7 protein-coding genes are annotated in these 12,509 nt (G+C 67.4%); 2 read left to right on the top strand and 5 right to left on the bottom strand.

All coding sequences use genetic code 11. The annotated features are described in order from the left end of the window. From VD972_RS40485 to VD972_RS40470, 4 genes are all read right to left on the bottom strand, one after another. Positions 1-3,984, bottom strand: a 3,984-nt coding sequence (locus VD972_RS40485; protein WP_324994535.1) for a serine/threonine-protein kinase PknK, incomplete at its 3' end; no start/stop codon positions are given. A gap of 235 nt (positions 3,985-4,219) precedes the next feature. Then, positions 4,220-6,052, bottom strand: coding sequence for a molecular chaperone DnaK (gene dnaK / locus VD972_RS40480; RefSeq protein ID WP_324994533.1), 1,833 nt, complete (start codon positions 6,050-6,052; stop codon positions 4,220-4,222). Between the two features lie 6 nt (positions 6,053-6,058). After that, complete coding sequence (grpE, locus tag VD972_RS40475) at positions 6,059-6,898, bottom strand: nucleotide exchange factor GrpE (RefSeq protein WP_324994531.1); 840 nt, start codon at positions 6,896-6,898, stop codon at positions 6,059-6,061. Positions 6,899-7,017: 119 nt separating this feature from the next. Beyond that, on the bottom strand, positions 7,018-7,476 hold the full coding sequence (locus VD972_RS40470; protein WP_324994529.1) for an ATPase: 459 nt from the start codon (positions 7,474-7,476) through the stop codon (positions 7,018-7,020). A 241-nt stretch (positions 7,477-7,717) separates the two neighbouring features. Here VD972_RS40470 and VD972_RS40465 point away from each other — a divergent pair, with 241 nt between their 5' ends. Then, positions 7,718-9,736 (top strand): lamin tail domain-containing protein, encoded by a 2,019-nt coding sequence (locus VD972_RS40465; protein ID WP_324994527.1) that lies wholly within the window; start codon positions 7,718-7,720, stop codon positions 9,734-9,736. Positions 9,737-9,855: 119 nt separating this feature from the next. Then, positions 9,856-11,721 (top strand): ATP-binding protein, encoded by a 1,866-nt coding sequence (locus VD972_RS40460; RefSeq protein ID WP_324994525.1) that lies wholly within the window; start codon positions 9,856-9,858, stop codon positions 11,719-11,721. A 78-nt stretch (positions 11,722-11,799) separates the two neighbouring features. Here VD972_RS40460 and VD972_RS40455 read toward each other — a convergent pair. Next, a partial coding sequence (locus tag VD972_RS40455) for a tetratricopeptide repeat protein (protein ID WP_324994523.1) occupies positions 11,800-12,509 on the bottom strand: 710 nt, incomplete at its 5' end.

Genomic DNA, 12,509 nt, shown 5'->3' with positions numbered 1-12,509 from the left:
GGCGCCTGCATTCTCGATGGCGGCCTTCAGCAGCGTGGTCACCAGCCGCTCCAGCTCGATCTCTCCGGAGATGGCCTGCTGGGTCTTGACCACCGTGAGCGCGTCGATCTGCGACGAGTTCGTGCTGCTGGTCTCAGTGCTCTGGGCTGCCACCGTGGACACGAGGTGCGGCCATTGGGCCTCCAGGTGCTGGACCTTCCCCTTGGCGCCCCAGTGCGCATACGCCGCCCGGGCCTCGCGCGCGAAGGCGTGGGCAACGATCGGCGCCTGCCGCGTGCGCCAGAAGTTGGCCGCGAGCTCACTGGCCAGTCCCATGAACTGCGTGGCACCGCTCTCCCGAGCCGCGCGGATGGCCTCCTCGTAGGCGCGCGTCGCCTCGTCCGCCCGTCCCGCGAGGCGGGCCAGCTCCGCGGACACCAGCCGCTCGAGCGCGAGGAAGTTCTCGGGGCAGAGCGCTGCCCACTCCGCGAGCTGCTGCTGGTCGCGCTGGAGGGTCGCGAGGAACTGCTGCTGCTCTTCCGGTGTTGCCTCTTCGAAGCACGCGGCCAGGGTGAGGGCGCGAAAGATGCGGAGCTCCCTGACAGCCATGCTCCCATGCATGCTCCAGACGAGCTCGTCCGCCCTCCGCGCCGCCTCGAGGGCCTCCGGGTAGGCTCCACACATGAAGCGGGACTGGAGCTTGATGACCCAGTACCAGCCCCGCGTGCTGCTCATGCGCTCAGGGGTCAGCCTGGCCTCGAAGGCCTGCTCATCGAAGCCCTCCCCGCTCATCGTGTCGAACGAGAGCGAGTACCCGCGCAGCTGCTGCACGTAGCGCTGGAAGTAGGTGGTCGTGTCCTGTGGATCCAGGATCGCGGCCTTGCGCAGGAACTCGCCGCTGGCGACCGTCTCCTGGTAGACCTCATCCAGGTTGCGCCCCATGACAAGGCTGTTCTGGACGATCGAGGTGCTGCAGTAGGCGGCGCTATAGAAGTCCCCTGACTGGAGCCCGTGATGGAAGCCGCTGTGGGCCAGCTCCTGCACGACGGAGAAGGGCTGAATCCAGTAGGCGATGCACTGCAGGCTGAGGAGCGCGCTCGCGCGGTGGGCGGTCAGGTTGTACCGCTCGACGAACCCCCGAGCGAGCAGGGCCCAGGCATGGCCTTCCCGGTACCGCTTGAAGAAGGTGCCGGTCAGCACCCCGAACCAGCTGATCCCCAGCACCGCCGCATCCGTGAAGCCGTGCCGGAGGGTGAGGGAGACCGTCCGGCTCAGGTCGATGAGGAGCAGGTGGTTGTCAGTGACGTAGGCCTTCGCGAAGAGCGAGGCGAGGGCTCCCATCATCACCTTCATGTCCGGGTCGGTCATGGGAGGCAGGTCGATGAGGCTCTCGATGGAGCGCTCCCCCAGCAGCGCCCACACCTCCTCATGGGCGGCCACTGCCTCCTCCCAGGTGGGGTGAGCCGACAGGGGCATGCCCAGCAGCGCCAGGCCCTCCAGGATGAACGAGACGGCCCTTGTGATGTCCCCAGCGGCGAGACAGGCGTCACTCTTCAGACACCAGGCGGCCGCGATGTCCGCCCGGGTCCTCACCCGAGAGGAGAGCGCCTCTGCCAGGCGAAGCGCCTCGGCGATGTTACCGCTGATGAGCTCGCACCGGGCCTGCGCGAGCCGTACCTTGGAGACCAGCGCGTAGTCCGTCTCCCAGGGGTCTCCTGGAATGAGCGCGGAGGCTGCCGAGAAGTAGGTGATGGCAGGGCGGTGCGCCACCGCGGCCTCGGCCTTCGCGCCCGCCTCGGCGTCCAGCCGCGCGAGCTGGTAGCGCTCCGCGGGCTCCTGGATCAAGTCCACACCCGCGTTGAGCTGGCTCACCACGTCGAAGAGCCTCTCGCGCACCTCCTCCGGTGACAGGCTCTTCAGCAGCAGCCGGCCGATGGCCAGATGGGTGGCCTTGCGCTCCTCCTCGGAGATGAGCGAGCGGGCCGCCTGCTGGATGCGGTCATGGTGGAAGCGGTACTGCTCCGGGCCCACACGCGCCAGCATGCCGGCCTGGAGCGCGGGCTCGAGCCCCTGCTCGACTGCCCCCAACTCCTCCAGGCCCGCGAGGGAGCCCAGCATCTGGAGCGAGAAGACATTGCCCACGCACGCCGCCAGCTGGAGCAGGTGCTGAGTCCCGGAGGGGAACTGGCGCAGCTTGCCCACCATGAAGTCGACGACATTGTCCGAGTAGCCCCGGGCCCGGACAGCCTCGACCTCCCACCGCCACCCTGTCCCTGGCATGCGCACCAGCAGGCCATCCTGGTTCAGTGTCACCAGCAGCTGGAGAAGGAAGAAGGGGTTACCACCCGTCTTCTCGTGCACCAGCGCCGAGAGGGGGGTGACCACCTCCTCCCCCGCGCCAGGCAGCGTGTCGGCCACCAGCTGCTCCACCTGCGCCACGCTCAGCGGCTGCAGCCGGATGTCGGTTATCCGCGCGCCGGCCTTGCGCACCTCCTCCAACACGGGCACCAGCGGGTGGGAGGGGCTCACCTCGTTGTCTCGGTAGGCGCCGATCCACAGCACCGCTGGCGTCTCCACATCGGAGAGCAGCTGCTGGATGAGCCGGAGGCTGCCCAGGTCTGCCCACTGCAGATCATCCAAGACCATCACGAGCGGCTGCTCGGCGGTAGTGAACACCTCCAGGAACTGGCGGACCACCCGGTGGAAGCGGTGCTGCGCCTCGGCAGGGGACACCTGCGGGAGCGCGGGCTGCCGGCCCACCAGCACCTCCAGCTGAGGGACCATGTCTACGAGCGCCTGGCCCTGGCCCTCCCACAGCTGGTTCAGCCGCTCGCGCCACTTCGCGAGCGCCTCCTCGCTCCCCGCCAGCTGCTGCTGCACCAGCCCGCGGATGGCCTGCGCCAGCGTGGCATAGGGAATGTCCCGCTGGAACTGATCGAACTTGCCGCTCAGGAAGAAACCGCGCCTCTGCACCACCGGCTTGTGCAGCTCATTCACCACCGAGGACTTGCCGATGCCGGAGTAGCCGCTGATCAGGAAGAGCTCGGGCCTGCCGCTCTGGAGCACCCGCTCGAAGCCCTGGAGCAGGGTGGAGACCTGCTCGTCGCGTCCGTAGAGCCGCTGGGGCAGCTGGAACCGGTTGGGCGTGTCGTGGGCGCCGGGCGTGAACCCCTCCAGCGAAGGCAGGCCCGCCTGAGCCCGGCACTGCTCCAGGTCCGCCTTCAGCCCCTCGGCGCTCTGGTAGCGCTCCTCGGCGACCTTCGCCAGCAGCTTCATCACGATGGCCGACAGGACGGGCGGCACCAGAGGGTTGAGCTCGTGCGGCGGCACCGGCTGCTGCGCCATGTGGGCGTGGAACCACTCGAGCGCATCACGCCCGTGGAACGGCCGCTGTCCCGTCAGCAGCTCGTAGAGCGTCACGCCCAGCGAGTAGAAGTCCGTGCGGTAGTCCACCGCCCGGTTCATCCGCCCCGTCTGCTCGGGCGACATGTACGCCAGCGTCCCTTCGATGAGGTGCGAGGGCGCCGCGTCCAGGTGCTCGACCTTCTGGAGCGTGGCGACACCGAAGTCGATGAGGCGCCCCTCTCCGGACGGCTCGAGGATGATGTTGGAGGGCTTGATGTCCTTGTGGATGACGTTGCGGCTGTGGACCTCCGCCAGGGTCGAGGCCAGCGAGCTCGCCAGCGTCAGGAACCGGGAGAGCTCCAACGGCTGGCCCACCACTTCGGACAGGGACTCGCCCTGCACCTTCTCCAGCAGCAGCACGGGCCGCTCGTGGATCCGCTCGTAGGAATAGGGCCGGGCCACGCCCCGCACCTCCCGCAGCCGCTGCAGGATTGCGAACTCCCGCCGGTAGCGCTCGCTCTCGCTCGAGCCGGGCACGGGCACCAGGGGCGTCTTGATGATGAGCGGCAGGCCGTCTGCCTCACGCACCGCCTGGAAGAGGACGTTCGAGCCCGTCCCACGAATCGTGCCCAGAACCCTGTAGCCAGGGATGTCCAACATGGATGCGTTCCCCTGTGAGACCCGGCCCCGTGCCGGGGCCTCGGTCCTGTCTCAAGTACACCAAACTGACTCGTTCGCCTGCGGGCATGCTCCGGCGAGGAGCGTGCCCGCTTGTGAGACCCTGGCAGCAAAGTGGAGGCCACACGCCTGCCCACGGCACAACCCGGCGCCTCTCAGACAGGGAGGAGAGACAGGAGGCGCGGCAGAGAGGTGCTGGGGGATGAGGCGAGGCGGCTCAGGAGCCGGACTTCGCCTCCCCGGCGTAGATGGCGTCAGCGATGCGGTAGGCGCTGCCCTCGAGCCGCTGGAACGCCTCCTTCAGCGCCCCCGCGTCTCCGGAGTTGAGCACACCCTTGAGGTGCTCGAGGTCCACCTTGATCTCGTCCCGATCCTTCTCCGAGAGCAGGCTGCCGTACTCCTCCAGGCTCTTCTCGGTGGTGTAGATGAGCCCGTCGGCGTTGTTGCGCAGCTCGGCGAGCTCCTTCTTCTTCTTGTCGTCCACCGAGTGCGCCTGGGCGTCGGAGATCATCCCCTGGATCTCCGCCTCGGACAGGCCGGAGTTGCTCACCACGCGCACCTGCTGCACCTTGCCGGTGCCCAGGTCCTTGGCGCCCACGTGGACGATGCCGTTGGCGTCAATGTCGAAGGAGACCTCGATCTGCGGCACGCCGCGCGGGGCCGGGGGGATGCCCACCAGCTCGAAGCGCGCCAGCGTCTTGTTGTCCGCCGCCATCTCGCGCTCGCCCTGGAGCACGTGCACGCTCACCAGCGGCTGGTTGTCCACGGCCGTGGAGAACACCTGGCCCTTCTTGCAGGGGATGGTGGTGTTCTTGTCGATGATCTTCGTGAAGACGCCGCCGGCCGTCTCCACGCCCAGGCTCAGCGGCGTGACGTCCAGCAGGAGGACGTCCTTCACCTCGCCCTTGAGCACGCCACCCTGGATGGCGGCGCCCACGGCCACCACCTCGTCCGGGTTGATGCCCTTGTGCGGCTCCTTGCCGAAGAACTCCTTCACCTTCTGCTGCACCTTCGGCATGCGCGTCATGCCGCCCACCAGGAGCACCTGGTTGATCTGCGGGGCGGCGAGGCCCGCGTCCTTGAGCGCGATCTTGCACGGCTCGATGGAGCGCTCGATCAGGTCCGCGACCAGCTCCTCGAAGATGCTGCGCTCCACCGTCTCCGTGAGGTGCTTGGGCCCGGTGGCGTCCGCGGTGATGAAGGGGAGGTTGACCTCCGTCTCCGCCGCGCTGGACAGCTCGTGCTTGGCGCGCTCGGCGGCCTCCTTGAGCCGCTGCAGGGCCATGCGGTCCTTGCGCAGGTCGATGCCGTTGTTCTGCTCGGCGAACTTCTTGGCCAGGTAGTCCACCAGCCGCTGGTCGAAGTCCTCGCCGCCCAGGAACGTGTCGCCGTTGGTGCTCTTCACCTCGAAGACGCCGGCGTTCAGCTCCAGGATGGAGATATCGAACGTGCCGCCGCCCAGGTCATACACGGCGATGCGCTCGGTCTTGCTCTCCTTGACCTTGTCCAGGCCGTAGGCGAGCGCCGCGGCCGTGGGCTCGTTGATGATGCGCAGGACGTTGAGGCCGGCGATGCGGCCGGCGTCCTTGGTGGCCTGGCGCTGGCCGTCGTTGAAGTAGGCCGGGACGGTGATGACGGCCTCGGTGACGGGCTCGCCGAGGTAGTCCTCCGCCGTCTGCTTCATCTTCATCAGCACGATGGCGCTGATCTCGGGCGGACTGTAGCCCTTGCCGCGGATCTCCACCCACGCGTCCCCATTGGGGCTGGTGGCCACCTTGAACGAGCTCACGCTGATGGCCTTCTTGGCCTCGGGCGAGTCGAACTTGCGGCCGATGAGCCGCTTCACCGCGTAGACGGTGTTCTCCGGGTTGGTGATGGCCTGGCGCTTGGCGATCTGCCCTACCAGCCGCTCACCCGAGTCCGTGAAGCCCACCATGGACGGCGTCGTCCGGCTGCCTTCGCTATTGGGGATGACTACCGGCTCGCCGCCTTCCATCACGGCGACACAGGAGTTCGTCGTCCCCAGGTCGATTCCAATCACCTTACCCATGGCGTCTTACTGGCTCCCCCCGGAGGGTTGCTCGGGCACAGAGGATACGGCGGGCGAAGTGCCCGGGTCCGGCGCAGCGCTGGCGCCGGGTGGTTCTGAAGGCTGCGGGGCCGGAGCGCGCGCGACGACCACCATCGCGGGCCGCACCAGCCGCTCATTGAGGAGGTAGCCGCGCAGCACCTCGAAGGCGACATTGCCCACGGGCACCTCGGCGGTCTCCACCTGCTGCACGGCCTCGTGGAGGCGCGGATCAAAGGGCTGGCCCTTGGCGCTGAAGGGCTTCACGCCGTGGCGCGTCAGCGTGTCCTCGAAGGACTTGCGCGTCATGGCCACGCCCTTGTGGAAGCTGGCGAAGTCGGGCGACTTCACCGCGGCGTCCATGGCGCGATCCAGGTTGTCCATCACCGGCAGGAGGTCCTTGAGCAGCTTCTCGGAGCCGAACTTCTGGACCTCCTCCTTCTCCTTCTGGGCGCGCTTCTTGTAGTTCTCCAGGTCGGCCGCGGCGCGCAGGGAGCGCTCGTGGTCCTCCCGGAGGCGCTCCATCAGCTTGCGGCTCTCGCCCTGGCTGAACTCGAGCTGCGCGCGGAGGCTCTCCACCTCCTTGCGGGCGGCCTCGAGCTCGCCAGTCAGCGAGGCGATATCGACGGCCTCGACGGCCGGGGCAGACTCGGAGCCCTCGGCCGGATCGGACACGTCGATGGAGACCTCGGGCGACTCCACCTCCAAGGAGATGTTCACCTCGGACTCTGAGGGAGTGGTGCGACGCTCGACGCTCTTGAGCGCCGCGTCGATCACTTCCTGCGCGATCTCCGCGCTGAAGTTGCCCTTCTCGTTGGTGCCGGACACATGTGCACTATGTCACGGGTCTTGGACCGTTCCAACCCCGCGAACTGCCTGGAAGAACCCCGACCAGGCATCTTCTCTGGACCCGGATTGAAGATGTGCGATCGGGACAGAATGGGATCTCAGGACTTCGGCTTCTTGCGGCCGATGGACTTGGGGGCCGCCTTGGAAGTGGCCTTCTTGGCGGCAGGGGCCTTGGCGCCCGCGGCCTTCTTGGCACCCGGCTTCTTTCCGATCGTCTTGCCCGTCTTGCGAGCAGCCTTGGGGGCGGAGGCAGGCTCGGCGGAAGCCTTGGGGGCAGACGGGGCCTTGGCGGGCTCCTCCGGCTTGTTCGGATCAAAGGCGCCCTCCACCTTCTTGACCGCGGACTCCAACATCTCCCCCGCCTCCTTGGTCATCGCGGTGGCCTTGTCGCGCAGATCCTTGAGGGTCTCCTTGACCTTGGCCTGACGGGAGGGGTCTCGCACCTCGTCCATGAGGCGCTGGGCCTCGACCTTGATCTCCTCACCGGTGCGCTTGAGATCCTCACCGGTGCGCTTGATGAAGTCCATGAGCTGGGTCTCCCACTTCTTCTCCGCCATAGCTTCGATGCCTCCTAGAGTTCCAGACGCGGCCGGATCGGCGAGCGCTCGAGCCATCTGACTTCACGCCCGCCGTGAGCGCAAAGCTTTCCTGCGCGCTTCACTGGAGAGACGGACGAGGACCGTGCCGATTGCAACAGTGGCTGCTGGCTCACGCTGCCGCCACGGGAAGCAGTAGAGTGCGCTGCGTCCGGGCCCTCGGAGCCAGGGGCCCCATTTCCGGAGTACGGAGTACAAGGATATGTCTTTCGCCCGAGTGGCGAGGGTGCTCGTCGTCCTCACCGCGCTGTGTGCCTGCAGCAACCGAGGGGATGCGGACGGACCGCTCCTGCCCACCACCGATCTGCCTTCCACCACGGTGGGGCTTGACTACGAGGTCCGCCTCACCGCGACCGGGGGAGTGCCGCCGCTGAGCTACTCGGTGGGAGACGTTCCTCCGGGCTTCTCCTTCTACTCGGGCACGGCGCTGCTCACCGGGCCGTCGACGGCCGCGGGTGACTACACGCTCACCATCGGCGTCACGGACGCCCAGGGAGCGCAGGACTCGAGGACGTACGCGCTGCGGGTGTACGCGGCTCCGTCCATCACCAGCGCGACGGTGCCTTCGGCCACCTCGGGGCTGGCGTACGAGTTCGTGCTCGGCGCGACCGGCGGCCAGCCTCCGTTGCGGTGGACGCTCGCGGATGGGTCGCTGCCGCCGAGCGTGTCACTGTCGTCGAGCGGAAACCTCTCGGGAGTGCCGGGCGGACAGGGCAGCTACCCGTTCACGGTGCGTGTGCAGGACGCCAACGGCGCGCTGGCCACGCGGCAGCTCTCCCTGGAGGTGCGGGGCAACACCCCGGACGGGGGTACTCCGGATGCAGGGACTCCGTTCCCGCTCGGGGTGGGAAACTGGAACGTCGAGTGGTTCGGGAACACCAGCAACGGGCCTACCGACGAGCAGCTCCAGCTCAACAACGTGCGCGCGGTCGTCCAGGACGCCGGAGTGGACTTCTGGGCCATGGAGGAGATCGTCGACGTCAACCACTTCAACGCGCTCAAGCAGGGGCTGCCCGGCTATGACGGCTTCGTCGCGAACGATGCGCGGGTGACGAACGGCACCACCTATTATTCCAGCGGTGAGCAGAAGCTGGCGGTGCTCTACAAATCGAGCGTGGTGCAGGTGCTGGATGCCTCGGTCATCCTCGGTGCGACGAACGAATTCGATTTTGCCGGCCGCCCTCCCCTTCTGGTGAACCTCCGCGTCACGCGCAACGGGACCTCGTTGGACATGGTGGCCATCGTGCTGCACATGAAGGCCGAGTCGAGCCCGGGGACGGAGGACTACGACCGGCGCAAGGCGGCGGGAGTGGCCCTCAAGAACTACCTGGAGACCCAGCTGCCCGGCGCGCGCGTCATCGTCCTGGGAGACTGGAACGACGACGCGGACTTCTCCATCGTCCGAGATCCCAACAACACCAGCGTCTACCTGCCTTCGCCCTACCAGAACTACGTGGATGCGCCCACGGAGTACACCTTCCTCACCCTGCCGCTGTCGCAGGCGGGCGTGGGCAGCTCGGTGGGCTTCAACAACGTCATCGACCACCAGTTGGTGACCAACGAGCTGCACGCCAGCTACGTGAGCAACTCCGCCACGGTGCTGCGGCCGACGATCCCCAGCTACGGCTCGACGACCTCCGACCACTACCCCATCCTGAGCCGCTTCGATTTCGGACAGGTGGTGACGCCTCCAGGCCCGGCCTCGGCCGTGTTGATGAACGAGTTCCGGCCTCACCCCAACAACAACCCCAGCACGGGCCAGCCGGACTTCGATCAGCAGTTTGTCGAGCTCATCAATACGGGGGCCACCGCCGCGGACCTGGGCGGGTGGAAGATCCACGACGCGGAGTCCTATGTCGGTGCCGAGCCGACGCGCCACACCTTCCCCGCGGGGACGATGCTCGCGCCGGGCAAGGTGTACGTCGTCTACTCGGGCGCATCGGCAGTCCCTGCGGGAGTACCCAACGTGGACTACGCGAATGGGAATGACGGGTTGCGGATGAACCGGGGCGTCAACGTGGGGAGCAACGGCGACACCCTGTACCTGGTGAAGCCCGACAACAGCGTCGCGGACAGCCACCACTACGCCGACACGTACCAAGGCATCTCATACAACCGGAGCCCGGACGCGAGCGGGAGCGGCACGTGGGTCCGCCACGACTCCCTGCCTCCGGGGCTCAGCGCCTCTCCCGGCAAGCGAGTGGACGGAACAGACTTCTGATGGCGGCACGACGGCCTCGGTGACTGCTGCTCGTTTCCGAGGCCGCTTCCTTCGTGCGACAGTGCACTCCCGGGTGACAGGATCGACGGGCCTGCGGGCCCTCGCCCAGGAGCCTCCCTGTGGACAACACCGTGAACGAGCCCCTACCCCCACCGATCGAGGAGCTGCTGCGCGCACTGCTCGCCGCGCTGGAGGCCTCCCACCAGGGAGACTTCTCCCACCGCCTCCCGGTGTCTGGCACCCACCCACTCTTGGATCGGCTGGCAGAGCGCTTCAATCAGGGTGCCTCCTTCAACGCCGCCTTCACCCAGGAGGTGACCCGCGTCGCGAAGGAAGTGGGCATGGAAGGAAAGCTGGGCGACCAGGTCGACGTGCAGGGCCTGTCCGGCGCGTGGAGGGACCTCACCGATGCCGTGAACACCCTCGTGCACAGCCACACCGCGCTGGTGCGTGACATGACCCAGGTGGCCAGCACCGTCTCGGTGGGTGACCTCAGCCACAAGCTCACCGTGGACGTGCGCGGCGAGGCGCTCGAGCTGAAGAACATCGTCAACACGATGGTGGACCGGCTCGCCGAGTTCGCCGCGGAGGTGAACCGCGTCGCGAAGGAGGTGGGCACGGAAGAGAAGCTGGCCGGTAAGGCCAGCGTGCTGCAGGGGATGATGGGCGTCTGGAAGGATCTCAACGACAACGTGAACGTCACGGAGGTGTTGGCGATCGCTTCCAGGAACAAGAGCGAGATCCTCGCCAACATGAGCCACGAGCTGCGCACACCGCTCAACAGCCTGCTCATCCTCTCGGAGGTCCTCGCGGAGAACAAGGGGAACCGCCTGAGCCCGAAGGAAGTGGAGTACGCGAAGACCATCCACGCCTCGGGGACGGACCTGCTCAACCTCATCAACGACATCCTCGATCTGTCCAAGGTGGAGGCCGGCAAGATGCAGGTGGAGCCAGGCGACGTGCCTCTCACCGAGGTGAAGGAGTTCTGCGAGCGCACCTTCGCGCATGTGGCCGAGAAGAAGGGCGTGGGCTTCGCCGTGAGCCTCGGCATGGGGCTGCCGGTCAGCATCCGCACCGACCGGCAGCGGCTGCTTCAGGTGCTCAAGAACCTGCTCTCCAATGCCTTCAAGTTCACCCGCAGCGGCCGCGTGGAGCTGCGCGTCACCCCGGTGGACAGCCAGCGCATGCGCTTCGACAACGAGGTGCTCAAGCACGTGGGCCGCCTGCTCGCCTTCAGCGTGGTGGACAGCGGCATCGGAATCCCCAAGGAGAAGCAGCAGCTCATCTTCGAGGCCTTCCAGCAGGCGGATGACGCCACCAGCCGCAAGTACGGCGGAACCGGCCTGGGACTCTCCATCAGCCGTTCGCTGACGCACCTGCTGGGCGGAGAGCTTCAGTTGGAGAGCGTGCCGGGCCAGGGCAGTACCTTCACGCTCTACCTGCCCGAGAGGTACACCCCACCGGACGGTGGCGCGAGCGAGGCGCCCGAGCGCGGCGTCAGCCCTCATGAGCCCGAGCGCATCCGTGCGCCGAGCCAGAAGACCCAGGCACCCGAGCTGAATGCGGACGACCGCCAGCGCCGCCATCCGCTGCCGGCGGAGTCGGGTACCAGCCTTGCCGGGCGCAAGGTGCTCGTGGTGGATGACGGCATCCGCGACATCTTCGCGCTCATCAGCGCGATGGAGAGCCAGAAGTTGGAGGTGCTGTACGCGGAGAACGGCAAGGCGGGCCTGGAGCTTCTGCACGCCCACCCGGACGTAGACGCTGTCCTCATGGACATGATGATGCCGGTGATGGACGGCTATGAGACGATGCGCGCCATCCGCCAGGATCCGCGCTTCGCCACCTTGCCCATCATCGCTGTCACCGCCAACGCGATGAAGGACGACCGCGAGAAGTGCCTGGCCGCCGGCGCCAGCGACTACCTGGCCAAGCCGGTGGATCGCGACGAGCTCCTCGGGCTGCTGCGCCTCTGGTGCCGCTGATGCGTGCATCCATGTGAGCGAGCGTGTCGGCCATGGAAGCTCATGATGGCGGCGAGGAACGTCACGAAAATGCCCTCATCACGGGCGACCGGCCGTCCGGGAACCACCCTTCGCGCCCGAGTGCTTCGCGATCCAGTCCTCGACCTCCGCCACGAACTCGTCCTCCTGCACGCTCTTGAATGCGGCCACCGAGCTCCGGGCGGCGGCCAGCACCTCCTCGCGCTTGCGGCCCAGGGCCACCAACGCTCGCGCCTGGGCGTAGTAGGTATCCCCTCGGGTCCGCGGATCCGCCGACAGCGCCAGCACCCGCTCGAAGAGCGAGAGGGCGCGCTCAGCCTCCCCCAGTTGGAGGAGGCTCAGGCCCAGGCCGGCCGCCGAGTAGGTGACGGTGGCGTGATCCTTGCCCAGCGTCTTCTCCTTGAGCTCCAGCCCCTTCTGATAGGCCTCCCGCGCCTCCCGGTACTGGTCCCTCGCCAGGTAGATCTCCCCCAGCAGATCATAGGCGGTGCTCGTCTCGGAGTGCTCGGGGCCGAAGGCCGCGGTGTAGATGTCGAGCGAGCGCTTCGCGTGGAGCTCGGCCTTGTCCAGATCGTCCATGCGGGAGAAGGTCTGGGCGAGCGAGTAGTGGAGGATCCCCGTCAGCGGGTGGATCGGTCCAGTCACTCGCTCACGGATGGCGATCGCGTCCAGGATCACGCGGCTGGCCTCCTCGAACCGGCCATCTCGCCGGTAGACGTTGCCGATGCTGCCCAGGATGCTGGCGCGGCGGACGTGGTCCATCCCCAGTG

It is taken from the genome of Hyalangium sp. (genome assembly GCF_035629615.1).
GTDB lineage: Bacteria > Myxococcota > Myxococcia > Myxococcales > Myxococcaceae > Hyalangium.
This window is presented reverse-complemented; position numbering and strand designations above follow the sequence as displayed.